Consider the following 25,234-nt stretch of genomic DNA (forward strand, 5'->3'; position numbering starts at 1 on the left):
CTGCCTCGGCGGCACAGCCGGATCGACGCGATAGGGTCCGCCCGTGCAAGGGATGACAGATCAGCAGTTTCACGCCGCACTGACGGGGCTGGCCGCCGACTTCGGCGCGTGGGATCGCGCCGCCGTGGTCACGGCCTGCACCACAGCGGGCTGGACCGTAGACGATGACGACGAGATCGCCGATATCCCAGGGGCCGAACGCGGCGGCTGGATGTCGGACAACGACCACCGGACCGATCCGGGCGCACCCGAATACGATGCGGTCGGCATGTACGTGGGACACGCCGAGCCCGATCAGTTCCCGACCTATCTGGCCGCCGCGATCGAGGTGTGGGGTGAGCCGTCGATGTTCGGCGGCAGCCGCAATGTCTTCGTGCGGTGGCGCGACAAGGTGACCTTCCGCGAGCTGTCCATGGACCACTCCGGCGAGATCAATCTGCGCGCGGCCTCCACCGAGGTGTTCGAGGAATGGGACTATCGCGCCTGGGATTTCGAGGACGACCTCACCGAGGTGCCCTTCACCTGGATGGGCGATAAGGACGGGCCCGGGATGGACGGGTTCGCCATGGGCGAGAAGGTCGTCTCGAACTGGGACGATGTCGCCGAAGCACTGAAGAACACCCTGCTCGACGTGCAATTGGGCATGTGGGCGCTGGGCACCGCCGATCCCGATCCCGAACTCGGGCCCGATCGGCTGGTGATCACACTGCAGGCCGATACGGACCTCGACGAGGAAGACGAACAGGACGACGAGGACCGGGACGCGAGCACCGTCGACAGCGATCTCAAGGTGCAGATCGTGCTGTACCCCGACACGCTGCTGCTGCTGGTCAGCGATGGCGACGACTGGCAGGACGAGCTGACCGCCAAGGGTTTCAAGCCCTATGGCGACGGTGTCCAGGCCCGCGACTACACCGCCGACCCCACCGCCATCACCGAGGCCGCGCAACTGACCGCGATCTTCCTGCGGCACTTCGGTTTCGAATCACCCGGCGAGGTCACCCACGACTCCTGGCGGCACCCCAGCCCGTACTCCTACTTCACCCTGACCTGCGTGGGCGTACCCGAATCCTCCTGAACGAGGACGTCAGGAGGCGGCCGGCGCTGCGGTCTCGTGCACCGATCGCCACTGATAGGTACGGCCGTCCGTCATCAGCACGGCGGTCACGAGGCGTCCGGACCGCACCTCGCCGACCACATTCTCGGCGACGAATCGGACGATGATGAGATTGCCGCTGCGCGCGAGCTCCTGCACGTCGGAGACCTCGATCTCCAACCCCGGCTGCACATTTCGCGCCGACCAGATACCGGCCAGGAAGGTCTCCCGGTCCACGGCCTGACCGGTGGTCACCACCGACGAGAACTGGTTGTCCAGCGCGATGCCGATCCGGTCGAAGACCTTGGGCAGCGCATCGGACCCCAGCCACTCGGCCAGGTCCCAGTGCAGGGCGGCGACCACGTCGGTCACGTCGGGAATGGAAGACATACCGGCAATCTCGATTTCTGCGGGCCGATCGGCCCACACCGAGAGCCTAGATCGGCAACTGGCACTGCGCCGAAAGCGAGCAGCTCAGCAGCCAGATCGGCACGGCGAGCAGACCTCCCGAACCGGTGAGGACCGAAGTGGCGGAACCGCTGTCGGGGGTGGAGGAGGAGCTGTTGGAATCGGCGACGAGAGCCGGTGAACCGAGCGAAACGGGTGCGGCAGCGGCCACCCCGACGCCGGACATCAACAGACCCGCGGTACCGACAGCGACAACCAGAGAACGCATAAGAGGACTTTCGATCAATCACGCCGGGTACGTGATCGCTCAAATCTAGAACATATTCATTTCACATGTCACCGACCCGGTGCCCCCGACAGTGGGGGCAGAACGCCAGTGGCCCCGGCTGTTTCCAGCCGGGGCCACCGAATTGCGCTCAGCGCGAGGTGTTTCAGCCCTTGTGGGCCTTGACCGCCTCGGTCAGCTGCGGGGCGACATTGAACAGGTCGCCGACGATGCCGTAATCGCTGATCTCGAAGATGGGGGCTTCCTCGTCCTTGTTGACAGCGACGATGGTCTTCGAGGTCTGCATGCCGGCGCGGTGCTGGATCGCGCCCGAGATGCCGAGGGCGAGGTACAGCTGCGGGGAGACCGTCTTACCGGTCTGACCGACCTGGAACTGGCCCGGGTAGTAACCCGAGTCGACAGCGGCGCGCGAGGCGCCGACAGCGGCACCCAGCGCATCGGCCAGCGGCTCGATGACCTTGCCGAAGTTGTCGGCCGAGCCGACGCCACGGCCACCGGAGACCACGATCGCGGCCTCGGTCAGCTCGGGACGATCGCCGCCGGCGTTCGGCTCCCGCGAGACGACCTTGGTGACGCCCTCTTCCTGGGCGGGCACCTCGACAACGACCTTCTCGCCGGCGCCGGCCTGCGGGGCCGCCTCGATGGCGCCGGGGCGCACCGAGATGACCGGCACATCGCCGGTGGACTTGGCGGCCACGGTGAACGCGCCACCGAAGATGGAGTGCTGCGCGGTGCCATCGGCGTCGATCGCGATGACATCCACGAGCAGGCCGGAGCCGATGCGGGCGGCAAGGCGGCCCGACACCTCCTTGCCGTCGGCGGTGGCGGCGACCAGGATCGCGGCCGGAGTCGCGGACTCGGACAGCGCGGCCAGCACATCGACCTTCGGGGTCACCAGGAAGCCTTCGGCCTCATCGGATTCCGCGACGTAGATCTTCTCGGCGCCGGCAGCGGCCAGCGCGTCGGCCAGCTTGTCGGCAGTGCCGGGGGTGGCAACGACGACTGCGGCCGGGGTGCCGAGGCCGCGGGCGGCGGTGATGAGTTCGGTGGTCACCTTCTTGGGTGCACCGTCAGCGTGCTCCACGAGCACCAGTACTTCTGCCATTGTTCTTTCTCCTGCTGTGTCCATGGGGGCGAGCTGCAAGCACTGCGCCCCGGCAGTTGGGCTCGAGAGGCTTTAGATGATCTTCTGGCCGACCAGGTAGGTGGCGATCTGCTGGCCGCCCTCACCCTCGTCGACGATCTTCTCGCCCGCTGTGCGCGCCGGCTTCGGGGTCACACCGGTCACCTGGGTGCCGGCGTTCGCAACACCGACGGTCTCCGGGTCGACGCCCAGATCGGCCAGCGTGAAGGTCTGAACTTCCTTCTTCTTCGCGGCCATGATGCCCTTGAAGGAGGGGAAGCGCGGCTCGTTGATCTTCTCGGTGACCGAGACGATGGCCGGGAGCGTGGCCTCGAGCTTGAAAACGCCTTCGTCGGTCTCGCGCTCACCGGTGATGCGCTCGCCGTCGACAACCAGCTTGCGCAGGTGGGTCAGCTGCGGCAGACCGAGGTACTCGGCGATGATGGCCGGCACGGCGCCGGAGCGACCGTCGGTGGCCTCATTGCCGGCGATGACCAGTTCGATGCCCTCGATCTGGCCGAGAGCGGCGGCCAGCACGTAGGCGGTCTGCACGGCGTCGGAGCCGTGGATGGCGGCATCGTTGATGTGGATGGCCTTGTCGGCACCCATCGACAGCGCCTTGCGAATGGCCTCGGTGGCACGCTGCGGGCCCATGGCCAGCACGGTCACCTCGCCGCCCTGGGCCTCCTTGATCAGCAGCGCCTCTTCGACAGCGCGCTCGTTGATCTCGTCGAGGATGGCATCGGCGGCCTCGCGGTCCAGGGTGTAGTCACCATCGGTCAGCTTGCGCTCGGACCAGGTGTCAGGAACCTGCTTGATCAGTACGACGATGTTAGGCATGGGTCTTCGTCGACCTCCTGTTCTGATGGCACGGGTGTGGCGGTCGCACGATCGACTGGCCGTACGTCCACAAGTAGCTCGCGATGGAGATTACCCTACGTTAAGTTACTCACCGGTAACTTAGGCTGTGATCTTCTCCATCGACAGATCCGGCTGCTGCTGTGATATGGGCAACCGCTAACGTCGATCCAATGAGCGAGGCCGTGATACCCACCGAAAACCACACCGATCCCCTGCCTTTGACCGGTGAACGGACGGTGCCCGGAATCGCCGAGGAGAACTACTGGTTCCGTCGGCACGAGATCGCCTATGTGCGCCTGCTGGAGCGCTGCGCCGGAAAGACCGTGCTGGAAGCCGGATCCGGAGAAGGCTACGGCGCCAATATGATCGCCGGTGTCGCCGCGCGGGTGATCGGCCTCGACTACGACGACAGCGCCGTGGCACACGTGCGCTCCAAGTACCCTGCCGTGGAAATGATCCAGGGCAATCTGGCCGCGCTGCCGCTCGACGACGAATCCGTCGATGTCGTGGTGAATTTCCAGGTCATCGAACATCTTTGGGATCAGGCGCAGTTCGTTCGCGAATGCCTGCGGGTGCTGAAGCCGGGCGGCAAGCTGCTGATCAGCACGCCGAACCGGATCACCTTCTCCCCCGGCCGCGACACCCCGCTCAACCCGTTCCACACCCGCGAGCTCAATGCCGCCGAACTCACCGAACTCTGTGTCGAGGCCGGTTTCCAGGTGGAACTGATGGCCGGCGTCTTCCACGGCGCGGCACTGGTCGCGCTGGACGAGAAGTGGGGCGGCTCGATCATCGACGCGCAGATCGAGCGCGCGCTCGCGGGTGAGCCGTGGCCCGCCGATCTGACCGCCGATGTCGCCGCCGTGCGCACCGATGATTTCGCACTGCTCGCGGACAGCGAATCCGATATCGACGCCAGCCTCGATCTGGTCGCCATCGCGGTGAAACCGTGAGTGGGAAGGAATCCGGTGCTGCGCCCGACGGGCACTCCGCAAGCTCCGTGCCAGGCCAGTTCACCCTGGTCCTGCACTCCCATCTGCCGTGGCTGGCGCATCACGGGCGCTGGCCGGTCGGTGAGGAGTGGCTCTACCAATCCTGGGCAGCGTCATACCTTCCCGTAGCCAAGGTGCTGAGAACCCTTGCGGCCGAGGGACGTTCGCACCTGCTGAGCCTGGGCATCACGCCGGTGCTCGCGGCGCAGCTGGATGATCCGCACAGCCTCTCGGCCATGCACCACTGGCTGGGCAATTGGCAGCTGCGGGCCGACGAGGCCTCCATGTCGGGCAATGTCGCGCTGGGCAGCCACGAGCATCGGCTGGCCGGTGAAGCAATCAGCGACTTCGAAACCCGATGGCGGCACGGTGCGTCACCGGTGTGGCGTGAGCTCATCGATGCCGGGGCCATCGAATTGCTCGGCGGACCGCTGGCGCATCCGTTCCAGCCGCTGCTGGACGAGCGGCTGCGCAGCTATCAGCTCCGCGAGGGACTGGCCGACGCGCAGCAGCGCTGGGGCACCACGCCCACCGGAATCTGGGCGCCCGAATGCGGATTCACGCCCGGAATGGAACATGATTATGCCGCCGCCGGTGTGACTCATTTCATGGTGGACGGTCCGGCACTGCGCGGCGACACCACCCTCGGGCGGCCGGTGTGGGATTCCGATGTGGTGGCGTTCGGACGCGATCTGCAGGTCAGTTATCGGGTGTGGTCGCCGAAATCCGGGTATCCGGGGCATGCCGCCTACCGTGATTTCCATCACTATGATCACGCCACGGGCCTCAAACCGTCGCGGGTGACCGGCAAGACCGTCGAGGGTGCGGACAAGGCGCCCTACGATCCGCAGCTCGCCGCCGCGGCCGTGCGGCAGGATGTCGCCGACTTCGTGGCGACCGTGCGCGAGCGGCTCATCGCCGAGTCCGCGCGAATCGGCCGGGGCGCCCTGGTCGTAGCGGCATTCGACACCGAACTCTTCGGGCACTGGTGGCACGAGGGACCGCAGTGGCTGGAGCAGGTGCTGCGTGCGCTGCCCGAGGCGGGCATCACCGTAGGCACGCTCGCCGATGCCCGGGCCAATGGGTATGTCGGAGAATCCGTGCAGCTCAGCGACTCGTCCTGGGGTTCGGGCAAGGATTGGCGGGTGTGGGCCGGGGATCAGGTGTCCGATCTGGTCGAGCTCAATGCCGAGATCGTCCGGCTGGCGCTGGACACCCTGGACAAGATGCATGTCGAAACCGGTTCCGGCAGTGGAGAATTCGTGGTCGGCGGGCTGCGCAACCGAGTCGCCGATCAGCTGCTGCGCGAGGCGATTCTGACCGTCTCCAGCGACTGGGCCTTCATGGTGTCGAAGGATTCGGCCGCCGGCTACGCCCGTGACCGAGCCCATGAACACGCCCATGCGGTACGCGAGATCGCAGCCGCGGTCGCCGGTGGACAACTCGCCAAAGCAGAGCAGTTGGCGGCAGGATGGTACGCGGCCGACGGATTCTTCCCAGCGCTCGATGCGCGCCGGCTCGGCCCTGCCACGGCGGCCGCGACGGACCCGAAGGAGGCAGCTTGCGTATCCACGTAGGGGCCCGCGGACGCCGCATCGATACAGAAGGACCCCAATGAAGATCTTGATGGTGTCGTGGGAGTACCCACCCGTCGTAGTCGGTGGGCTGGGCCGCCACGTCCATCACCTGGCCACGGAACTGGCCGCCGCCGGACACGAAGTGGTCGTGCTGGCCCGGCGCCCCATGGGCAGCGATGCCACCACGCACCCGACGCACTCGTTCATCGAGGACGGGGTGCTGGTGGTCGCGGTCGCCGAGGACCCGCCGTGCTTCGATTTCGGCGCGGACATGCTGGCCTGGACCCTGGCCATGGGTCACGCCATGGTGCGGGCCGGAATCGCGCTCAACAAGCCGGGCATCGGCGAGGGCTGGACGCCGGATGTGGTGCACGCGCACGACTGGCTGGTCGCGCATCCGGGCATCACGCTGGCCGAGCACTACGACGTTCCGCTGGTCTCGACCATTCACGCCACCGAGGCCGGACGGCACAGCGGCTGGGTGTCCGGCCGGGTGAACAAGCAGGTGCATTCGGTCGAGTGGTGGCTGGCGCACGATTCCGATGCGCTCATCACCTGTTCGGCATCCATGAAGGATGAGGTCGAGCGGCTCTACACGCCGGAGCGGACGCCGGTCACGGTGATTCGCAATGGCATCGACGTGAGTTCCTGGACCTTCCGCGAACGCGCGCCCCGCTCGGGTCCGCCGCGGCTGCTGTATGTCGGCAGGCTCGAATACGAGAAGGGTGTGCAGGACGCGATCGCCGCGCTGCCGCGCATTCGCAAGGCGCATCCGGGCGCGACCCTCACCATTGCCGGTATCGGCACCCAGATCGACTGGCTGCGGGAGCGCGCCCGCGCTCACCGCGTCGCGCGGGCCGTGAATTTTGTCGGCCGCCTGGACCACACGGATCTGCTCGGCTGGTTGCACAGCGCAGATGCGATCGTGCTGCCCAGCCGCTACGAGCCCTTCGGCATTGTGGCCCTGGAAGCCGCCGCCGCGGGCACTCCCCTGGTCACCTCCACCGCCGGTGGTCTCGGCGATCTGGTCACCGACGGCGTCACCGGCGCCTCCTTCGAGCCCGCCGACGTGAACGGCATCGTCGATGCGGTCCGCACCGTCCTCGATGATCCCGCCGCCGCACAGGATCGCGCCTGGGCCGCCCGCGAACGCCTCACCGCCGATTTCGCCTGGGATGTGGTGGCGCAGGAGACCGCCCTGGTCTACCAGTCCGCCAAACGCGGCGTCCGCAACCCGATGGGCCGCCCGGTCATCGTGGAACGTCCACTGCCGGAACGGGATCCGAACCAGCCGTACTGAACCGACACGCCGAACCGGTAGCGGTTCGTGAGGGACACCCGTCTGCCTTGAATTGGAACGTGTTCTAATTCAAGGCAGCTCTCCACAATCGAGCCACCGGAAACAGTCGCGGCGCTTCGCGTCTGACAACGACGTCGAGTCCGATCGGCCGCACCGGGCCCACGTCTCCGGCGCAATCAGGGTCAGCGTGGGAAAATAGGTGCGAAATCGGCGGGCATCTCTGTTGAGCAGTCGATAACCGGCAATCGCCGCATGCGCTCCGATGTAGAAGTCGGGTAGCGGCGACCGCTGACCTCGGCTATCAGGCCGACCCCCGAGCCCGCGCACTGCGCACCGGCGCGGGCAATACCCTCGCCATTGTCGCCTCGCTCATGTCCGATGAGAGCGCCGATCGTGACAGCCGGCTCGACTGGTACATGCGCACCGCAGTCGCCGCGGCCGCCGAGAGCCTCGCGCAGGGATACGCACTCACCCTCGTTCCGCCTTCGGATCAACAGAATTGGGTGCAGAACCGCACGGTGGACGGTGTTCTGCTCGTCGATCCCGATCCCGACGACGGACTGGTCACCGCACTCGCCGACCGCGGCCTCCCCGTCGTCCTGATCAGTGGGGACACCGAAAGACAGGATGTGGCAACGGTTTCGCTGGACCGTGGCAGCGCGGTGGAGTGCGCCATGAGCCATTTCCTGGCACGCGGATACACCCGCCCCGCGCTCATCGTCGATTCCAGCCGCCGCCGGACCGCCGTGGGCACGCACCGCGCATTCCTGGATTGGTTTGCACGCCAGGGAGTGAGTCAGCCCAACTTCTTCAAGGTCTTCTGCACGGTCAGGAAGGTGCGGGTGGTGATGTCCTTGCCGTATTTCTTCTCCAGCCACGCCATGAAGTTCGTGGTGTTCGGATGTGTGTTGTCGATGACCGAGAGGATGGCCGCGGCGGGCTTGTCGTAGCCGAGGACGCGAACGGTCTCCTCCGTATTCGCGCCGGGCGGGCCCGCTGCGGCGTCCTTGACGAAGGTGACCGTCAAATACGTTTCGCGGCAATGGGTCAGGCCGGTGAAAGGGTCGAGATCCACCAGCGCCTGCAGCTGCTCACGACTGCGAATCAAGGTCCCGCCGCCGATGCCGAGCTCGGCCTGTAGCGCCTGCTGAATCCGGTCTTCCAGTGCGGGCATATCTGTTTCATCGCTGGAGAACACCAGATTGCCGCTGGAGAGCAGCGGGCTCACCTCGTCGAATCCGAGCCCCTCGAATACGCCGCGCAGCTTGTCGTTCTTCATATTCGGATTGCTCGGCATGATCCCGCGCAGGAAAGCGGCGTAGCGACTCATGCCGCCGACCGTACCGGGCGGATACGACAGTGGCCGGGCATCCGGGCCCGGCCATTCGTCAGCGGCGCTGCCCTGTCACAGGCACTGCGCTATGCGGTGACGCCGTTCTTCTTGCGTTCGATGTCGGCGAGGGCGGCCATATGGGCGGCGCGGGCTTCGGCGGCGGCGTCCCAGGCGTCCTTGCGGTTCTTGACCACACGGGCGGGGGCGCCGACGGCAATGCCGTAGTCGGGGACGTCGCCCTTGACGACGGCATGCGCGCCGAGCACGCAGCCGCGGCCGACGCGGGTGCTGCGCAGGACGGTCACCTTGGCGGCAATCCAGGTGTCGGGACCGATGCGGACCGGGGACTTCACAATGCCCTGATCCTTGATGGGCAGATTGATGTCATCGGTGACATGGTCGAAATCGCAGATGTAGCACCAGTCCGCGACCAGGGTGGATTCGCCGATTTCGATATCGAGGTAGGTATTGACGACATTGTCCTTGCCGAACACCACCTTGTCGCCGATGCGCAGCGAACCCTCGTGGCAGCGAATGGCATTGCCGTCGCCGATGTGCACCCAGCGGCCGATTTCCAGGCGGGCCAGATCCGGTGTGCAGTGCACCTCGACATTGCGACCCAGGAAGACCATGCCGCGCAGCACGATATGCGGATTGGCCATCTTGAACTTCCACAGCCGGTAGTACCGCACGATGTACCAGGGCGTGTAGGCCCGATTGGCGAGCACCCACTTGGCCGAGGCCACCGTCAGGAAACGCGCCTGCTCCGGATCCTGGCGACGCGACCCGCGCCAACGCGCACTCAACGGCGCGCCCCACATGCTCGTCACGAACTACTCCTGTTTTTCGCTGGTCGGCCCACCGCTCCGATCGGGCGGGGCGGGCGATCTCAGCGTCCACCATATGACTTCGCTCATAGGGCAGACGACGCGGGGATTGATACCCGCCCGGAATACCTCGCAGAGCTTGCGGGTGCGACAGCGGCGCGCAAGCCATGTGCGAGCGCGCGCCACCAGGGTGAGGGTGCACGGTTCGTGTTGCTGTAGAGCCCCATGGGGAGATCGAGGCCTTGGTTGTGTTGCGAATTGCCATCATCGGTGCGGGGCTGGGCGGGCTCTGTGTGGGTCAGGGGCTGCGACGGCACGGGATCGCCTTCGATATCCATGAGAGGGATTCGAGCCCGGGCAGCCGGACGCAGGGGTATCGCATTCGGATCGACGAGACCGGGCAGCGCAGTCCGGCGGAGTGCCTGGCCGCGGACCGCTACGAGATGTTCCGTGAGACCTGCGCGGTCACCACGACCTGCGGGCAGTTCATCGACGGTGGGGGCTTGCCGGGATGCGGTGGGCATGGTGCTTCAGGAACCGTGTGCGCCGTGACCTTCCATGCCGGGCATATCCATCTGCATAGGTGCGGGTTGCTGACCTGGGGCGAGGACCAAAAACTGCCCCATCATGCCCTGATCCTCATGAAGCAGCAGATGGCAATGGAACATGTACGGGTAGGTGGGGTCGGTGTGGCCGGCGAAGCGCATGGCCAGCAGGTAGGTGGGGCCGGGAGTGGTGTAGACGGTGTCTTTCCAGCCGGCGAGTTCCGGGGGTGGGGCTTGGCCGTCGATGGAGGTGATCTGGAATTGGACGTCGTGGACGTGGAAGTTGTGGGGCCAGTTGTCGCTGTTGCGGACGGACCAGACTTCGGTGGTGTCGACGGGGATGGTCATGTCTATGCGGTTCATGTCCATGCGCTGGTTGTTGATCATGTGCCAGCGCAGGTCGAAGGTGCGGGTCGCGGGGGTGCCGGGGGCTACCAGGGCGGGGATGGCGGCCAGCGAAGCGGGTAGGGGTGCAGCGGGTTTCAGCTTCTGGTCCGGTTCCAGACTCAGGATGTCGAAGGTGTCGTCGAAGCCGAAGGCGGCGGCCTTGCTGATGCCCGCGCGCTGTTCGATCGGCAGGGAACGCAGGGTGACGGGGTCTCCTCCGCGCAGGCTCACGACGATTTCGACGCGCTCGCCGGGGCTGATCTGGATGGTGCGCAAGGGGATCGGCGCGATGAGCAGGCCACCGTCGCTGGCGATCATCTGGAATTCCCGACTGTCGGAGAACGCCAGGCGGTAGATGCGACCGGAGGAACCGTTGAGAATGCGCAGACGCACCCGCTCGGTGCGGACCGGAAGATGCGCTCCGGCAATGCCATTGGTGAGAATGGTCTTGCCGAGCAGGCCGATATCGGAGGGATCGGATTCGTCGAGCGCGCCGTCGGGAGTGAGGCGACGGTCCTGGATGATGAGCGGGATATCGTCCACGCCATAGTCTTCGGGCAGGTCCAGGGCCGAGGACTCGTCGTCGATGAGGAATATGCCCGCGAGCCCGCGATAGACGTGCTTCTCGGTGGCCCCGTGCGGATGCGGGTGATACCAGAGCGTCGCGGCCGGTTGATCCACCGTCCAGCTGGGCTGCCAGGTGCCGCCGGGCTGGATCGTCTGATGCGGGCCGCCATCGCAGCTCGCGGGGACATGCATGCCGTGCCAGTGCACGGTGGTCGCCTCCGGCAGCGCATTGTGCACGGTGAAGGCCACCGTCTCGCCGCGCTTGGCACGCAGGGTCGGGCCCAGTATGGAACCGTTGAATCCCCAGGTGGGCGTGGACTTTCCGGCGAGGATCTCGGTTTTGCCCGCCTGCGCCCGCAGGCTGAAGCGGCGAACACCGTCGGTGCCCACCGTGGACGGGGCCAGCGGCGGGATCGGCAGCGGTCGCGAGCCCCCGGCGGTCGCGGGGGCCGAGGACCCGGACCGGGTGCACCCGGCGGTGAGAGCCACCGATGCCACGGCGAATCCGGTGAGAAAGCCTCGTCTCGAGACCACAGCGCACTCCTTCGATCGATACCTCTCCAGCTTCGTTTGCCGACCGGTTGCTTTCGCTCCTCCCAAAGGTCCGAGACCGATCCGGCCCGCCTCCTCCCAGCGGAGGAGGCGGAGCCGATCGAAACGTGCTAACCAGCGGTTTTACCGGCGCGCCTCGCCCTCCCCCGGACCGTGCCGCAGTCCTCGTCCCCTACCGTTGGGGCGTGAACGAGATCCGGACGCGGCAGCACTTGGAGACGGTGGTGCGCTGCCTGCCGCTGGTTCTGGTCCCACTGCTGCTGGCGGCGAGCACCTTTCCCGGCGAGTACCGGGTGCCCTGGATTTACTGGGTATTGGCCATGGCCGCCAGCCTGGTGTTCGCGCTCGGCGCCAGGTGGCCGCTGCCGACGTCGCTCGCGATGTCGGCGCTGGCGACGCCCATGTTCCGGATTCCCGCGTGGGGACTGTCGGGGCTGGTGCCGTTCCTCGGGGCGATCGCACTGGTGGACGTCGTGCGCCGCACGCATCGCACCGCGGCGGTGGTGCTCGCCACCGCGTGCTGGGCGGGCGCGGTGGGGTTCGGGCGCTGGAGTCAGCACGATCCCACGCTGTCGCGGGCTTCGCTGGTTCTCGAGGTGAGCACCTATGTCGGGCTACCGCTGCTGCTCGGGTTGTATCTGCGCGGGCAGCGGCAGCTGGCGGCCAATCTGGCCCTGCGCGCCGCCGATGCCGAAACCCGGCGCGCCGAAGCCGAACAGCGCACCCGACTCATCGAACGCGGTGCGCTGGCACGGGAACTGCATGATCTGGTCGCGCACCATATGGCCTCGATCGTGCTGCGCATCGGCGTCGCACGGCATGTGGTGGCCGAGGCCGATCCGCGGGTGCGGGCGGTGCTGGACGATGTGCACGGCACCGCCTCGGACGCGCTCGCCGATATTCGGCGGCTGCTGACCGCGCTGCGGGATCCGGCGCTCGGTGAAGTCGCACTGGTGGATTCGGACGCGGCGCGCACCGAGATGGAGGCGGCGGTGGAGCGGGTGCGGGCGGCCGGGTTCGACGTCACGGCCGAAATCCGCACCGGGGTGGGCGGATTGGATGCCATCGGGCGGCTCACGCTGCTGCGGCTGGTGCAGGAATCGCTGACCAATGTAATGAAACACGCGCAGCCCGGCGTGCCCGTCCTGCTCACCATCGACAGCGTGGACGGTGGCATCGCGGTGCGGGTGCGCAGCGCCGCAGCCGGTCGAGCCGCGAATCCGCAGGCCGGGCACGGCATCATCGGCATGCGGGAACGGGCGCAGCTCGCAGGCGGCCGAGTCACCGCCGGCGCCACCGGCTCGGAGTGGATCGTCGATGCCTGGCTGCCGAACGGGGAGAATCGCGCATGATCACCGTATTGCTGGTCGACGATCAGCGGCTGGTGCGCGCCGGACTGCGCATGCTCATCGAATCCACCGAGGATCTGAGCGTGGTCGGCGAGGCCGCCAATGGTGTCGAGGCCATTCGCCTCGCGGCCGAACTCGTGCCGGATCTGATCCTGATGGATTTGCGCATGCCCGGTCTCGACGGTGTCGCCGCGACCGAGGCCCTTGTGCGCGCCGGGTCCCGCGCGAACATCCTGGTGCTCACCACCTTCGATGACGATGATCATCTGTTCCCCGCGCTGGCGGCGGGCGCGACCGGATACCTCGTCAAGGACACCGAACCGGCCGATCTGCTGACCGCCATCCGGCGCACCGCCGAGGGCGACATGCTGTTCTCCCCGCCGCTGCTGCGGCGTCTGGTCGATCGAGTCGTCACCACCCGGGAGGCGGTGGAACCCGTTCCCGCGCAAGCGGATCTGACGCCGCGCGAACGGGAGGTGCTGGCGCTGGTCGGCGACGGACTCAGCAATCAGGAGATCGCCGGCGCCCTGCATCTGGGCGTCACCACCGTCAAAACCCATATCGGCAATCTCATGGAGAAGACCGGTTGCGACAACCGCGTGCGGCTCGCCGTGTACGCGCACCGAACCGACCGGACCCCACCGCGATAGCGCATCCCGAAGCCCCCGCGCGTGCTCCCGCCGACGTGCTCGGCACCCTGCGCGCCCGCCCGGCGCAACCCGCGAAACGATGCTCCGCACGGGGTATCGGTCCCGGCCGCCGACGTCGAAAGTAGGCTGTGCTCCGGCTGCGTCAGCCCCACCACTTGGCTGCCTCAGCCACCACGGCATACGAGAGACTCCGTACTGGCAGAAGGGACACCAGCAGGTGCGAAGCGGCAGGCGGCAGACCGGACGTGACCAGCAGGGACCGCGCATCGGTCATACCCGGGATCGTCGCGCGCCGTCCTGGCCGCGCTCGGTGTCGCGAGTCTTCGCGCTGGCGGCGGCCGGAGCGCTCGCGCTGAGCGCCTGTGGCAGCACCACGGTCGACGACATCAAGGTCGGATCGGGCCGGGGCTGGCCGGTCGCCTTCCACGATGCCCGCAATAGCGCGACCAGTCCGGTCACCGGATCCCGGGCGCTCACGCTGAGCTGGTCGCGACCGGTCGGCGGACCGCTGGCCCAGCCGGCCATGGTCGGCCCGGAGGGGCAGGTGGTGGTCACCACCCGCACCGATTCCTGCGATATCTTCTCGTTCCTCATGCCGACCGGGCGCAAGCGGTTCTGTAATCCCATGGGGATCAGCGCCATCCAGGGCGGGGTGGCCGTGGACGGCGCCACCAATATCTACGTCGGCGACGACGGCGGTGTGAACGCGTTCAATAATCTCGGACAGCCGCGCTGGCGGACCCAGGCCGCCGGGGTGCCGGTATCGGTGCAGTTCACCGGTGACGGAAATGTGCTGTCGGTGACCCAGTTCGGACAGATCGACGTGCTGAGCCGGCAGACCGGCAATCGCCAGGTCTCCACCTTCCAGCTGCTCGGCGAACCCGATTTCCTGGCCCACCCGGATCTGCCCCGGCCGCCGGACTTCTCCGGCCTCGACGACTGCGCCACCGGCGGACCGCAGTGTCCGGTCGCGAATGTCTCGGCGGTGGACGAGAAGTCGGGGCGGTTCTACGCCACCGTCTGGCGTCCCGGTGAGGGCACCGCCGATCTGGTCGCGCTGACCTACAGTGGTAAGGAGATCCGGCGCGACTGGAGCGCCGAAATGCTCACCGGAGGCAGCGCCACCAGCCCCACCCTCTCCCCCGACGGCTCCACCCTCTATGTCGGCGACAACACCAACCGTCTACTGGCCGTGGACACCTCGAACGGCCGCACCAAATGGGTTCAGGACCTCGGCTTCCCGGCCCGCGGCGCCATATCCGCCGCCGACGGCCTGCTCATCCCCGCCGGTGACGACGGCCACCTGATGGCCATCCGCGACAAGGGCGACAGTGCCGAAATCGCTTGGGAACGCAAGGATCTCGCCCTCCGCGGCCACCCCGTCCAAACCGCCGGCGGCACCGGCTACACCGTCGCCCCCATCGGCGACAACCTCAACCTCGTCACCTTCGACACCCAATCCGGCGCAACCGTCGACTCCCACGTACTCCCCGGCGCCCAGGGCAGCACCGCCGGCACCACCGTCGGCCCCGACGGCCAGATCGTCGTCGCCACCCGCATCGGCGAACTGTTCGTCTTCAAGCCCACCAAGAAGTAAACGCACAGCGGCAGATTCGGCCCCCCGGAGCAACTCGGGGGCCGAACTGCGTTGCAGGGAGAGCTATTGCGGGCGGATCGAAGCCGGGCAGGTGACAGTGCGTTCGAGACTGCCCCCAGCCGCCCGTTCGAGACTGCTTCTAGCGCAGCCGAAATCCTGTGAGCAGGCGAGCAGTGTGGCTTCCCGCTTCGTCCGGGCCCAACGGAGCGTGATCGGTGAGCAGGCGGTACCAGAACGGGCCGAAGACCAGATCGACGGCGTGGTCGAGATCCAGATCCGGGTCGAGTTCGCCACGGTCGATGCCGCGCCGAAGGAGGTCGGCGACGACCGCACGGCGGGTATCGATCCAGCCGCGGAATGCGGTGCGAAAGTCGGGGTCCAGTTGAGCGTCGGCCATCATGCCGCGCAGTGAGCGCACCCGGATCGGGTGGTCGACCACGCCGTAGAGGCGGGTGATGAATTCGACGAGATCGCCTGCGGCCGTGCCGGTATCGGGTTCCGGCATGCGCTGGGCGACGGTGCGGGCGTAGGCCTCCATCACCAGTTCGGGGCGGGAGCGCCACCAGCGATAGATGGTGCTCTTGGCGACACCGGAGCGGGCCGCGATCCGCTCCATGGTGAGATCGCGATAGCCGTGCTCCTCCAGCAGTTGCGCCGCGGCGGCAAGCACGGCATCGTGCGCTTCGGGGCTGCGGGTGCGTCCGCCACGACGCTCGGTTGACATGCCGATGACGGTAGCCTACTTTTCAATCGAAACGCAACGTATCGAATTGTTTGGAGAACGTCATGAGCACCGTCGTCGTCTCGCACGAATACGCCAGCAGCCCCGACCAGGCCTGGTACGAGCACCTCGCCACCGCACTGGGCGCACACGACGTGCGAGTACCGCAGATGCCGAATCCCGAAGCACCGGAACCGGAGCCGTGGCTGCGCGCGGTCGCCGCGGAAGTAAGCGCCCCCGCCGACACCGTGCTCGTCGGACACAGCCTCGGCGGCGTCAACCTGCTCCGCCTACTGCAACAGCACGAGGGCGCCCCCTTCGCGGGCGTCGTCCTGGTCGCCTCCATGGCACACGAGGTCGGCTACGAAGCCCTCGCCCCCTTCTTCGACAACGGCTTCGACTGGCCCCGAATCCGCAATGCCGCCAAACAATTCCGCGTCCTCGTAGCCATCGACGACCCGGTCCTCACCCCCGACCCCCTCGACCATGTCCGCCTCTTCACCACCCACCTCGGCGCAAAATCCCTCATCACCCCCGACGGCATCCACTTCAGCCGCCACCAAAACCGCCGCGAACTCCACGAAGCCGTGCAAATGGTGCAGGAACTACTGCCCTGATACGCGAACCGCGGCACCGCCGACCCGGTAACCCCCACTACTCCGGGCGGGTCGAGTCGAGGCGGGTGGCGGCATCGGCACCGCCTATGAACTGCCCGATACGCAGGCATACCCGGAAAGCATTGCGGCGGATGCGCGGAGCGGGGCGATCTATGTCAGCTCCTTCCTCGACGGCGCGGTCTACCGGCGCTGGACATCCCCACATCCATCGTGCACGTGGGAGACCATGCGCTGGTGTCCATCTCGCAGTTCGACAAGAACGGGCCCTATGGCGCCGGGACTCCCGCGCCCTTCACCGTGGCTGCTGTGGACGGTATCTAGCGGCGAATCAGGGTGTGGCGCAGAGGAAGACCGTGGCTGTGCTGCCGATGCGGGTGACAACCAGCGTGTGCGGCTGTTTACCGCGGGGCTTGAGGCGGGCGCGCAGCGCATCCGGGTCGAGATCTACGCCACGGGTGAGGATTTCGAGCGGGCCACACTCGCGCCGGTGCAGCTCGGCGCGTAACGGCTTCTCGCGGAACTCCATACGATCGAGGATGCGGAAGCCACGGACGCCTTCGGGGACGGTGTCGCCGGTCAGGTAGGCGATGCGCGGATCCAGTTGCCACAGGCCGTGTTTCGCGGCGTAGTGCCGAACCAGACCGGCGCGGACGATCGCACCGTCGGGGTCGACGATGAATTCACCCGGCTCCCGCACCGGAATCTCGCCGGGATCGGCATCGGTGAGGATTTCGGGTGCGCGAGTGGAGGACAGCACCGTGGCACGGCGGGTCACGCCGGACTCCGCCAGCCCGGGCGACCACAGGCAGGCCTCCCGCACCGCACCGTCGAGCGAGGCCACCTCGATCTCGCCCGCCCAGCCCAGCTTGTCGAAATCCACTCCGGGAGCGCACTTCACGGCCAGATCGCGACCGGCATAGGCGGACAGCAGATCCGGCAGCGGCGGTTGCAGTTTTGCCGGATCGTGGGTGCGGCGGCCGTCGGCCCGGCGGGCGGGATCGGCGATGACCACTTCGGCGGTACTGCACGGCCGCAGGGCATCCGCCTTGACCAGCAACACATTTCGCCCCTGTGGGCCACCGGCATCAGTCGGCACGGCGGTGCGGGTGCCGGAACCCAGCGCGGCCACACCGAGGTTGTGCGCGGCAATCGCGAGCCGAACATCATCCAGGTCGCTGCCGATGACAGCCGGGCAGACCCGCGCCAATTCCGCGAGTTCCGCACCGATGGAACAGGTTACGTCGTGCACGGTCCGACCGGCCAGACGAGTAGCGCGATGCCGGGCCACGGCGGAGGGTGTCGCCTGCTGGAGCGCGTCATCGGTGAACAGCCACTCCCCCGCGCCCGCCAGTTTGGCGGCGGCGCGGCGACGCAGCCGGACGGTCTCGACCAGGGCCGCGGTCCGGTCACCGTGCGTGCGGCGGACCTTGTCCAGATCCGCCAGCAGCGACGCGGGGGTGAGAGCGAAGGCGCCGACCTCGGTCAGCGCGGCCGTCGCGGCCGCGCTGCCCAGGTAGGCGATATCGTCACGTGAGAAGGCGTAGCCCACTCTTACTTGGCGGAATTGCCGGGCTTCACGCCGGTGATCATGGCGTTGTAGAAGAACTGGCGCGGCACGACATGGCGCATGACCTTCTCGTCCAGCCAGCTCAGACCCAGCCACGCCCTGTACTGCGCCATCCGGTAGCGGACGGTCAGCTTCTCCTCGGGCACGGCGGCCTCGAAAGTGCGCACCGGCCAGCCCCAGAGGGCGGCGGCGAATTCCTCGGTCTCGGCCTTGACCTCGACCGCACCCGCACTGCGAGCCATCGACTCCAGGTCGGAGGGATCGAAGGTGTGCAGATCCACGACGGCCTCGAGCGCGGCGGCGCGGGAGGACTCGTCCAGCTCCGACTGCGGGCGACGCCAATCGGACAGGAACGGCAGCTTGGTGATCTCGGTGGTCACCTTCCAGGTGGCCTGGCCCAGGCGGCGCGCGTAGATATTGCCGATGGTGGTCGGCTCGCCGGCGAAGACGAAACGGCCGCCGGGCTTGAGCACGCGCAGGCATTCCTTGAGCGCCAGTTCCACATCGGGAATGTGGTGCAGCACCGCGTGCCCGACAACAAGGTCGAAGGTGTCGTCCTCGTACGGGATGGTCTCGGCGTCGGCGACCCGGCCGTCCACATCCAGGCCCAGGTTCTGGCCATTGCGGGTGGCGACCTTGACCATGCCCGGGGACAGGTCGGTGACGGAACCCCGCTTGGCGACGCCGCCCTGCATGAGATTCAGCAGGAAGAAGCCGGTGCCGCAGCCGAGTTCGAGGGCCCGCTCGTACGGCAGCTGCGCATCCGGCACCACCGCGTCGAAGCGACCGCGCGCGTACTCGATACAACGCTCGTCATAGGAGATGGACCATTTGTCGTCGTAGGTCTCCGCTTCCCAGTCGTGGTAGAGGACCTGCGCGAGCTTGTTGTCGGAATACGCGGCCTGGACCTGCGCCTCGGTGGCGTGCGGGTTGGGCGCGGGGTCTTCAGGACGAACGGTCATAACAGGGCAGCCTAATGAACGCCCCGGTGGGGCCGCTTATCGGCCCACGAATCGGGCCGAGCCCGGGCCGTCCGCCAAATAAGAACTTGTTCCAACCTGCTGATCTTCGGTGCCGAACAGCGCAACCCATTCGGTACGGGCGCGATCATGACCGTGTGTTCCGGCCTCGAAGACGCGCTTGGCCGCGGCGAGCGCGAGAGCCGGACCGCCGGTGAACTGCCGGGCCCAGCGCAGGGCCGCCTGCAACACATCGTCGGGTGCGACCACCTCGTCGACCAGACCGATCTTCGCGGCTTCCTTCGCATCCACGAAGCGACCGCTGTAGACCAGGTCCTTCGCCTGCGAGGGGCCGATGAGCAGACTCAACCGGCGGATTCCGGCGACCGGAATCAGTCCCGCCTCGATCTGCGGCAGGCCCAGTTTCACGTTGTCGCCGATAATGCGACGGTCCGCGCCCAGGGCCAGTTCCAGTCCCGCGCCCAGCGCATAACCGCTGATGGCCGCGACGGTCGGCTGCGGCAGCTTGGCCAGACTGCTCAGGGCCGCCTGCAGATCCGCGACAACGGCCTGCGCCTGCTCGGGCGTGAAGCGTGCCAATTCAGCCATTTCATCGCCGGCCGAGAACACCCGCTCATCGCCGTAGACGACCACGGCCGCGATGGCCGGGTCCGCCGCGATCTCCACCGCGGCAGCCTGAACCTCCAGGGCCACCTGCAGATCGATCAGATTCATCGGCGGGCGGGCGATCCGGAGAACGGCAACGCCCTCCGCCACACCCCGGTCCACGGTTACGAATTCGGCCACGGGCGTCACCCTAGCGGGATGCGGCAGGGGGCTACACCTCTGCTGCCCGTACTACCCGCCGGTCAGCAATTCGACGGTGGTCTCGAAGGCCTCGTCCACGCGGACACGATCGCCGGTGGTGATGAGATCCAGCTGTAGACCGCGGATCTGCGCGAGGATGAAAGTAGCTGTGCGGGAAGTGGTTTCGGCAGGCCAGTGGTAGCGCACCAGTTCGCGCTCGATCACCGTGAGCCAATCGGTGACCAGCCGGGAGGCCGGGTGGTCGGGAGTGCGCGCGGCGGTGGCGACCAGTTCGAACAGGATCAGGAACTGGCGCTGTTCGCGTGGCCGGCACAGATGCCGCCAGGCCGCGCGCAACAGGTCGGCGGCCGAATCGACGCGGCGAATCTCCTCCGACAGCAGTCGCTCCTCGAAATCGGTCCGGATCCGGTCCAGGATTTCGACCAGCAGCGCATCCTTGGTGTCGAAGTGCCGGATCAGGGTGGCGTGACTGACTCCGAGGGCCTGCGCGACCGGGCGGAGGGAGAGATCGTGAATGCCGTTGTCGAGCACGTATTCGGTGGCGGCGGCCAGCAGCTCCGGACGGCGATGCTGAAATCGCAGCGTCCGGCCGTCGATCTTCTTCGCGGTCACCGCAGGCAGCTTATCGGGTACACGCATGGCGAAATTTTACCGTTCCGAGCGGTTACGTAACCGATTGGTACGGCTATTCTTCGAAGGTGCGGGTCGAATCGGTGACCCGGCGTGAGGAGGCAATGATGAGGTTCGACGAGTACCGCGCCCAGGACGCGGTCGGATTGGCCGAGCTGGTCGCCCGGGGCGAGGTGCATGCGGCCGAACTGCTGCAACTCGCGCTCGACCGCTGCGCCGAAGTCGATCCGGTACTCGATCTGGTGAGCCTGCTGATGCCGGAGGTCGGCAAGGAGCTCGCCGAGCGGCCCGGCGCCGGACCGCTCGCGGGTGTGCCCTTCCTCATCAAGGATCTCGGCCAGGATTACGCCGGTTACCCGACCTCCGGAGGTACCGGACCGCTGCGCGCGGTGCGCGCCGAGCGGCACAGCATCAATGTCCAGCGCTGGCTCGAGGCCGGTCTGGTGATCTTCGGCAAGACGACCACACCGGAATTCGGCAGCAAGGGGATCACCGAGACCCGGACATTCGGGGCGACTCGAAATCCGTGGGATCCGAGCCGCACCCCGGGCGGGTCGTCGGGCGGTTCGGCGGCCGCCGTCGCCGCGGGCATCGTCCCCATGGCAGGCGCCAGCGATGGCGGCGGATCCATTCGAATCCCGGCGGGCTGCACCGGCCTGTTCGGTCTCAAGGCGGGCCGCGGGCTGGTCTCGAGCGGGCCGCTGTCCGGCGATCCACTGTTCGGCGCGGTGTCGGAGGGTGTCATCTCCCGCAGTGTGCGCGATACCGCGGTCATGCTCGACATCCTCAGCCCGCCGGATCCGGGCGGTCCCTTCGCGGTGGCGCGCCCCGATCGCCCCTTCCGCGAGGCCGTCAGCGAACCGCCGCGCCGGCTGCGCATCGGCTTCACCCATGAATCGCCCCAGGGCACACCGGTCGACGCCGACGCGGTGCGGGCAGTCGAGGATATGGCGCACCTGCTCGAAAGCCTCGGCCACACAGTCGAACCCGCCGCACCCGTGATCGACGGCAAGCAGCTGGCGCTGGACTTCATGACCGTCTGGACGGCCTCGGCGGCAGCCGAACTGGCACAGGCCTGCCGGATAACGGGGGCCTCGCCCAGCGATTTCGATATCGATACCCAGGTGCTCGCGGCGGTCGGCCGTGCCGTCTCCGCCACGGATCTGATGACCGCACACGGGCGCTGGAACACCTACACCCGATCCCTCGGCGAATTCCACTCCGCCTACGACCTGCTGCTGACCCCGACCCTGGCGGAACCGCCGCTGCGCATCGGCCAGAACCGCACGCCCGCCATCGCGGACACGCTGCTGCCGCCGCTGCTCCGGCTCGGCGCGGGAAAGCTGCTGTCCCGCACCGACTTCTATGTGGACCTGATCACCGCGAATCTGTCGGCCGTGCCGTTCACACAGCTGGCCAATATCACCGGCCGTCCGGCGATGAGCATCCCCAGCTACTGGACCGAGACAGGCCTGCCCCTGGGCACCCAGTTCGTCGGCCCGCCCTCCAGTGAATACCTGCTCCTGCAGCTGGCGGCCGAAATCGAAAGCGCCCGGCCGTGGTTCGAGCGCATTCCGTCAGACAGCCTGCTGCAGCAGCCGACCCGCTGAGGAGGACAGCACCGGTCTGGCCCGGCTCTCTCATCCGCTAGGCGACGGCACCCCGGACGGCATAGCAATGAGCGCCGACGGTGCCCCTCCTGCAGGCGGCCAGAAACTGAGCGGGTGCACCGAACTCGGTGGCAGCGTGATCACCGAGGCCGGTGGACGGCTACTCGGGGCGCTGGGAGCCGCGGAGCCGGGCGTCCTTGGGGAGATCGGCGAAGTAGCGGTCCGCGAGGGGGAAGGCCAGGGCCGGATGCCCGTCCGGGTTGTAGATGGGCATGATCGGGTCGATGGTGCGGGTGGCCGCGAGAATCTCTGCGGTCGAGCCGAATTCGCGGAGGGCGTCGAGCTGGGTCCAGGTCGGCGGCAGCAGCACGTCCAGGCCCTGCTGCCAGCGGGCGATCGCCTCGGCGGGAGTGGACCAGGTGACCACATCGGCCTCGGAGGTGGCGCCGTCGGCGAGCTGACCCGCCGGGAGCACCGCCACGAAGAAGCGGGTGTCGTAGCGGCGCGGCTCGACCTCGGGGGTGATCCAGTTGTCCCACGGGCGCAGCAGATCGGCCCGCAGGACCAGGTTCTCGCGGGTGAGGAATTCGGCGAAGGACAGTTCGCGGCGTTCCAGCTGCCCGCGCGCCTCGGCGTAGATCGAGGTGTCGGAGACGACGGTATCGGCGGTCGGTCCGGCAAGCAGGACGCCGCACTCCTCGAAGGTTTCCCGGACAGCGGCGCAGACCAGGGTCTGGGCGCGCGCGGCATCGGTGCCGAAACGCTCGGCCCACCAGGCGGGTTCGGGTCCGGCCCAGTCGAGGGTGACGGCGGCGTCGGAGCGGTCCACGCCGCCGCCGGGGAAGACCGTCATTCCGGCGGCGAAGGCCATTTCGACCACGCGGCGCTGCAGGAACACCTCGGGCCCACGCGCTCCGTCGCGCACCAGCATGACCGTGGAGGCATCCTTCACGGGCGCGAAGGCAGGCTGGGAATCGGGCTGGGCAACTGTCTCACTCACATTTCGCACCCTAACGGTTGCTAGGGCACAGGGACAGAACCCGGTCCGGTGTCAGTCCGCCAGGTGGACCGAACCCGTGCGGGTTTCGATGGCCGGGGCCGCCGCGGTATCGGAGTGGCGGGACCAGGTGCCCTGCACCTTGCCGGTGCGATAGTCCTGCACCTGGCTGACCACCGCGCCTGTCCCCTCATCGGTCCAGGTAACCAGGAAGATGCCGGTATCGAGTGGCTCGACCACGACGGGCGAGGTGGTCTTGCGGCCGGTGTCGGCGGCGATATAGGTGATGGTGCGGCCGTCGTCGGCGAAGGTCGCGGTCCCACCCGAACCGCTGTCGTAGCTCAGCAGCACGCTTTTGCCGTGCAGATCCGCCGGAAGACCGGTGGCGCTCATCCCCACGGCGGATTCGGAGGCCGAAACCTTGTGCGGCGGCGCCGGATCGGCGACACAACCGGCTGCGGACAGTGCGACGGCCACGAGCGCCACGACACCGGATATGCGACCCATCCCCTGCTCCCTCCGTCCGCGGTGGAACCACCCGCGCCACCGCCCCATGCCGAATATTCGCCGGAATTCGACAAATAATCAGCTATTGCGCTTCCATGCCAGATCAGTTCGATACTGACAGCGTTGCTGATAGTTTGCCCGTCGAATACAACCGATGCAACGGCAGCACGCGGAAGTCGTGCGCGGATACGGAAATTCAGCAGTCGAGATTGGTGTCAGCGGTTGCGGTGCCGTCCGAAACGCTGAGCGCGGCGTGCGAAATAGCGGCCGTCGATTCGATCCAGCGCAATCGACTGCCGGAACGCGTCGCTCAGATTCTCGGCGGTGAGGACATCCTCGAGCAGACCCTGCGCCACCACACTGCCCTCATTGAGCAGCAGGCCGTGCGTGAAGCCGGGCGGGATCTCCTCCACGTGATGGGTGACCAGCACGGTCGCGGGGGCGTCCGCATCAGCCGCCAGATCGCCCAGGCGCTCGACCAGTTCCTCGCGGCCGCCCAGGTCCAGGCCCGCCGCGGGCTCGTCCAGCAGCAGCAGTTCCGGATCGGTCATGAGCGCCCGCGCGATCAGCACCCGTTTACGCTCGCCCTCCGACAGCGTGCCGTACGTGCGATCGGAAAGATGTTCGGCGCCCAGGCTTTCCAGAATGTCCACGGCACGGTCGGTATCGATCTCGTCGTACTGCTCGCGCCAGCGGCCCATGACCGCATAGCCGGCCGACACCACCAGATCGGCGACCTTCTCGTCGATCGGGACGCGGCCGGCCACCGCGGCGGAAGAGATTCCGATGCGCGGGCGCAGCTCGTTGACATCGACCTTGCCGAGCGTCTCGCCGAGCAGATTGGCCTGACCCGACGTCGGATACATCTCCGCGGCGGCCATACGCAGCAGTGAGGTCTTGCCGGCGCCGTTGGGGCCGAGCACAACCCAGCGTTCGTCGAGTTCCACCTGCCAGGTGACCGGGCCGACGAGCGTATGGCCCGAGCGTCGGACGGTCACATCGTTGAAGTCGATGAGCAGATCGGGATCCGGTTGCGGCACGGGGTCCATCTTGGACCACCGCCCCACTCACGCGTCAACGTGGTGGAAAAACGCGATGCGTGTCACCTTCTCCGGCGCGCGGTCCGTGCGTGAATTCCTCGGCGTGACGGTCGAATTCCGTCGCGCCCGGGGATAGCTCCGGGTCCTTGCGGCCGCGTTTCGCGGCGCCGCCCGATCGGAACATGCGCGCCAACAGCAGCGCCGCCGGAACCGACAGCACAACCCACACGATGAGAATTACCAGCACTGTTGTCATATCCGTGTTTCCTCCCGCGGAAACTCGTGCACCGAATCCTTCTCCTGCCGCC

General features: G+C 67.4%; 25 protein-coding genes and 1 pseudogene. 10 read left to right on the forward strand and 16 right to left on the reverse strand.

Annotated elements, in window-relative coordinates; all coding sequences use genetic code 11:
- Nucleotides 1-43 precede the first annotated feature (43 nt).
- A complete protein-coding gene (locus tag OG716_RS21770) occupies nt 44-1,078 on the forward strand; it encodes a hypothetical protein (protein WP_405139398.1) in 1,035 nt (344 codons plus the stop codon).
- A 9-nt stretch (nt 1,079-1,087) separates the two neighbouring features.
- Here OG716_RS21770 and OG716_RS21775 read toward each other — a convergent pair whose 3' ends face one another.
- The 4 genes from OG716_RS21775 to OG716_RS21790 all read right to left on the reverse strand — a co-directional run bounded on the left by OG716_RS21775 (nt 1,088) and on the right by OG716_RS21790 (nt 3,753).
- Entirely contained in the window at nt 1,088-1,486 is a 399-nt protein-coding gene (locus OG716_RS21775) for a hypothetical protein (RefSeq protein ID WP_405139400.1), read from the reverse strand.
- A gap of 46 nt (nt 1,487-1,532) precedes the next feature.
- Nucleotides 1,533-1,772 (reverse strand): hypothetical protein, encoded by a 240-nt coding sequence (locus OG716_RS21780; protein ID WP_405139402.1) that lies wholly within the window; start codon nt 1,770-1,772, stop codon nt 1,533-1,535.
- Between the two features lie 163 nt (nt 1,773-1,935).
- Nucleotides 1,936-2,895, reverse strand: a complete 960-nt coding sequence (locus OG716_RS21785) for an electron transfer flavoprotein subunit alpha/FixB family protein (protein ID WP_405139404.1) — start codon at nt 2,893-2,895, stop codon at nt 1,936-1,938.
- 72 nt (nt 2,896-2,967) lie between these two features.
- Nucleotides 2,968-3,753, reverse strand: coding sequence for an electron transfer flavoprotein subunit beta/FixA family protein (locus OG716_RS21790; protein WP_327144625.1), 786 nt, complete (start codon nt 3,751-3,753; stop codon nt 2,968-2,970).
- Between the two features lie 191 nt (nt 3,754-3,944).
- Here OG716_RS21790 and OG716_RS21795 point away from each other — a divergent pair, with 191 nt between their 5' ends.
- From OG716_RS21795 to OG716_RS21805, 3 genes are read left to right on the forward strand one after another with little or no spacing between them, the layout of a single operon-like run.
- A complete protein-coding gene (locus tag OG716_RS21795) occupies nt 3,945-4,727 on the forward strand; it encodes a class I SAM-dependent methyltransferase (RefSeq protein WP_405139407.1) in 783 nt (260 codons plus the stop codon).
- Complete coding sequence (locus tag OG716_RS21800; protein ID WP_405139409.1) at nt 4,724-6,343, forward strand: 1,4-alpha-glucan branching protein domain-containing protein; 1,620 nt, start codon at nt 4,724-4,726, stop codon at nt 6,341-6,343. Before OG716_RS21795 ends, OG716_RS21800 begins: the two co-directional genes overlap by 4 nt.
- A gap of 37 nt (nt 6,344-6,380) precedes the next feature.
- Nucleotides 6,381-7,643, forward strand: a complete 1,263-nt coding sequence (locus tag OG716_RS21805) for a glycosyltransferase family 4 protein (protein ID WP_405139411.1) — start codon at nt 6,381-6,383, stop codon at nt 7,641-7,643.
- Nucleotides 7,644-8,439: 796 nt separating this feature from the next.
- Here OG716_RS21805 and OG716_RS21810 read toward each other — a convergent pair.
- The gene (locus OG716_RS21810) at nt 8,440-8,973 is read right to left on the reverse strand and encodes a DUF1697 domain-containing protein (protein ID WP_405139413.1); all 534 of its coding nucleotides are present in this window, start codon (nt 8,971-8,973) and stop codon (nt 8,440-8,442) included.
- Between the two features lie 89 nt (nt 8,974-9,062).
- Nucleotides 9,063-9,806, reverse strand: a complete 744-nt coding sequence (locus OG716_RS21815) for an acyltransferase (RefSeq protein ID WP_327144613.1) — start codon at nt 9,804-9,806, stop codon at nt 9,063-9,065.
- 245 nt (nt 9,807-10,051) lie between these two features.
- Between OG716_RS21815 and OG716_RS21820 the strand changes: the two are divergent.
- Nucleotides 10,052-10,174 (forward strand): annotated as a pseudogene (locus OG716_RS21820) (NAD(P)-binding protein); the annotation flags it as partial.
- 159 nt (nt 10,175-10,333) lie between these two features.
- Here the strand turns inward: OG716_RS21820 and OG716_RS21825 are convergent.
- Entirely contained in the window at nt 10,334-11,836 is a 1,503-nt protein-coding gene (locus tag OG716_RS21825; protein WP_405139416.1) for a multicopper oxidase domain-containing protein, read from the reverse strand.
- A 203-nt stretch (nt 11,837-12,039) separates the two neighbouring features.
- Between OG716_RS21825 and OG716_RS21830 the strand changes: the two genes are divergently transcribed.
- The 3 genes from OG716_RS21830 to OG716_RS21840 all read left to right on the forward strand — a co-directional run bounded on the left by OG716_RS21830 (nt 12,040) and on the right by OG716_RS21840 (nt 15,450).
- Nucleotides 12,040-13,206, forward strand: a complete 1,167-nt coding sequence (locus OG716_RS21830) for a sensor histidine kinase (RefSeq protein ID WP_405139418.1) — start codon at nt 12,040-12,042, stop codon at nt 13,204-13,206.
- Entirely contained in the window at nt 13,203-13,853 is a 651-nt protein-coding gene (locus tag OG716_RS21835) for a response regulator (RefSeq protein ID WP_405139420.1), read from the forward strand. Before OG716_RS21830 ends, OG716_RS21835 begins: the two co-directional genes overlap by 4 nt.
- Nucleotides 13,854-14,070: 217 nt before the next feature.
- Nucleotides 14,071-15,450: a PQQ-binding-like beta-propeller repeat protein gene (locus tag OG716_RS21840; RefSeq protein WP_405132650.1), complete on the forward strand. Its 1,380-nt coding sequence runs from the start codon at nt 14,071-14,073 to the stop codon at nt 15,448-15,450.
- Nucleotides 15,451-15,589: 139 nt separating this feature from the next.
- On the opposite strand, the gene OG716_RS21845 is transcribed toward OG716_RS21840, so the two are convergent.
- Nucleotides 15,590-16,174: a TetR/AcrR family transcriptional regulator gene (locus OG716_RS21845; RefSeq protein ID WP_405132651.1), complete on the reverse strand. Its 585-nt coding sequence runs from the start codon at nt 16,172-16,174 to the stop codon at nt 15,590-15,592.
- A gap of 62 nt (nt 16,175-16,236) precedes the next feature.
- Between OG716_RS21845 and OG716_RS21850 the strand changes: the two genes are divergently transcribed.
- Entirely contained in the window at nt 16,237-16,788 is a 552-nt protein-coding gene (locus tag OG716_RS21850) for an alpha/beta fold hydrolase (protein ID WP_405132652.1), read from the forward strand.
- 328 nt (nt 16,789-17,116) lie between these two features.
- Here OG716_RS21850 and OG716_RS21855 read toward each other — a convergent pair whose 3' ends face one another.
- Genes OG716_RS21855 through OG716_RS21870 form a run of 4 tightly spaced genes read right to left on the reverse strand, consistent with a single transcriptional unit; the run spans nt 17,117 to nt 20,781 of the window.
- Complete coding sequence (locus OG716_RS21855; RefSeq protein WP_405132653.1) at nt 17,117-18,337, reverse strand: THUMP-like domain-containing protein; 1,221 nt, start codon at nt 18,335-18,337, stop codon at nt 17,117-17,119.
- A gap of 2 nt (nt 18,338-18,339) precedes the next feature.
- Nucleotides 18,340-19,317, reverse strand: coding sequence for a class I SAM-dependent methyltransferase (locus OG716_RS21860; protein ID WP_405132654.1), 978 nt, complete (start codon nt 19,315-19,317; stop codon nt 18,340-18,342).
- Nucleotides 19,318-19,353: 36 nt separating this feature from the next.
- Entirely contained in the window at nt 19,354-20,121 is a 768-nt protein-coding gene (locus tag OG716_RS21865; protein WP_405132655.1) for an enoyl-CoA hydratase-related protein, read from the reverse strand.
- Nucleotides 20,122-20,172: 51 nt separating this feature from the next.
- Nucleotides 20,173-20,781 (reverse strand): TetR/AcrR family transcriptional regulator, encoded by a 609-nt coding sequence (locus OG716_RS21870; protein ID WP_355123532.1) that lies wholly within the window; start codon nt 20,779-20,781, stop codon nt 20,173-20,175.
- Between the two features lie 98 nt (nt 20,782-20,879).
- Between OG716_RS21870 and OG716_RS21875 the strand changes: the two genes are divergently transcribed.
- Nucleotides 20,880-22,382 (forward strand): amidase, encoded by a 1,503-nt coding sequence (locus OG716_RS21875; RefSeq protein WP_405132656.1) that lies wholly within the window; start codon nt 20,880-20,882, stop codon nt 22,380-22,382.
- Between the two features lie 160 nt (nt 22,383-22,542).
- Here the strand turns inward: OG716_RS21875 and OG716_RS21880 are convergent, their stop codons facing one another.
- The 4 genes from OG716_RS21880 to OG716_RS21895 all read right to left on the reverse strand — a co-directional run bounded on the left by OG716_RS21880 (nt 22,543) and on the right by OG716_RS21895 (nt 25,182).
- Nucleotides 22,543-23,313, reverse strand: coding sequence for an NUDIX hydrolase (locus OG716_RS21880; RefSeq protein ID WP_355123844.1), 771 nt, complete (start codon nt 23,311-23,313; stop codon nt 22,543-22,545).
- A gap of 120 nt (nt 23,314-23,433) precedes the next feature.
- On the reverse strand, nt 23,434-23,886 hold the full coding sequence (locus tag OG716_RS21885) for a MoaF-related domain-containing protein (RefSeq protein ID WP_405132657.1): 453 nt from the start codon (nt 23,884-23,886) through the stop codon (nt 23,434-23,436).
- A 215-nt stretch (nt 23,887-24,101) separates the two neighbouring features.
- The gene (locus OG716_RS21890; protein ID WP_405132658.1) at nt 24,102-24,935 is read right to left on the reverse strand and encodes an ABC transporter ATP-binding protein; all 834 of its coding nucleotides are present in this window, start codon (nt 24,933-24,935) and stop codon (nt 24,102-24,104) included.
- Between the two features lie 25 nt (nt 24,936-24,960).
- Complete coding sequence (locus tag OG716_RS21895; protein WP_405132659.1) at nt 24,961-25,182, reverse strand: hypothetical protein; 222 nt, start codon at nt 25,180-25,182, stop codon at nt 24,961-24,963.
- Between the last annotated feature and the right edge of the window lie 52 nt (nt 25,183-25,234).

It is taken from the genome of Nocardia sp. NBC_01388 (genome assembly GCF_045040085.1).
Taxonomy (GTDB): Bacteria; Actinomycetota; Actinomycetes; order Mycobacteriales; family Mycobacteriaceae; genus Nocardia.

Excerpts from the sequence above, each read along its gene's own strand:
- OG716_RS21775 (WP_405139400.1), bottom strand. The coding sequence starts at position 1,486 with ATGTCTTCCATTCCCGACGTGACCGACGTGGTCGCCGCCCTGCACTGG.
- OG716_RS21780 (WP_405139402.1), bottom strand. The coding sequence starts at position 1,772 with ATGCGTTCTCTGGTTGTCGCTGTCGGTACCGCGGGTCTGTTGATGTCC.
- OG716_RS21785 (WP_405139404.1), bottom strand. The coding sequence starts at position 2,895 with ATGGCAGAAGTACTGGTGCTCGTGGAGCACGCTGACGGTGCACCCAAG.
- OG716_RS21790 (WP_327144625.1), bottom strand. The coding sequence starts at position 3,753 with ATGCCTAACATCGTCGTACTGATCAAGCAGGTTCCTGACACCTGGTCC.
- OG716_RS21795 (WP_405139407.1), top strand. The coding sequence starts at position 3,945 with ATGAGCGAGGCCGTGATACCCACCGAAAACCACACCGATCCCCTGCCT.
- OG716_RS21805 (WP_405139411.1), top strand. The coding sequence starts at position 6,381 with ATGAAGATCTTGATGGTGTCGTGGGAGTACCCACCCGTCGTAGTCGGT.
- OG716_RS21810 (WP_405139413.1), bottom strand. The coding sequence starts at position 8,973 with ATGAGTCGCTACGCCGCTTTCCTGCGCGGGATCATGCCGAGCAATCCG.
- OG716_RS21835 (WP_405139420.1), top strand. The coding sequence starts at position 13,203 with ATGATCACCGTATTGCTGGTCGACGATCAGCGGCTGGTGCGCGCCGGA.
- OG716_RS21845 (WP_405132651.1), bottom strand. The coding sequence starts at position 16,174 with ATGTCAACCGAGCGTCGTGGCGGACGCACCCGCAGCCCCGAAGCGCAC.
- OG716_RS21850 (WP_405132652.1), top strand. The coding sequence starts at position 16,237 with ATGAGCACCGTCGTCGTCTCGCACGAATACGCCAGCAGCCCCGACCAG.
- OG716_RS21860 (WP_405132654.1), bottom strand. The coding sequence starts at position 19,317 with ATGACCGTTCGTCCTGAAGACCCCGCGCCCAACCCGCACGCCACCGAG.
- OG716_RS21870 (WP_355123532.1), bottom strand. The coding sequence starts at position 20,781 with ATGCGTGTACCCGATAAGCTGCCTGCGGTGACCGCGAAGAAGATCGAC.
- OG716_RS21875 (WP_405132656.1), top strand. The coding sequence starts at position 20,880 with ATGAGGTTCGACGAGTACCGCGCCCAGGACGCGGTCGGATTGGCCGAG.
- OG716_RS21880 (WP_355123844.1), bottom strand. The coding sequence starts at position 23,313 with ATGCTGGTGCGCGACGGAGCGCGTGGGCCCGAGGTGTTCCTGCAGCGC.
- OG716_RS21885 (WP_405132657.1), bottom strand. The coding sequence starts at position 23,886 with ATGGGTCGCATATCCGGTGTCGTGGCGCTCGTGGCCGTCGCACTGTCC.
- OG716_RS21890 (WP_405132658.1), bottom strand. The coding sequence starts at position 24,935 with ATGGACCCCGTGCCGCAACCGGATCCCGATCTGCTCATCGACTTCAAC.
- OG716_RS21895 (WP_405132659.1), bottom strand. The coding sequence starts at position 25,182 with ATGACAACAGTGCTGGTAATTCTCATCGTGTGGGTTGTGCTGTCGGTT.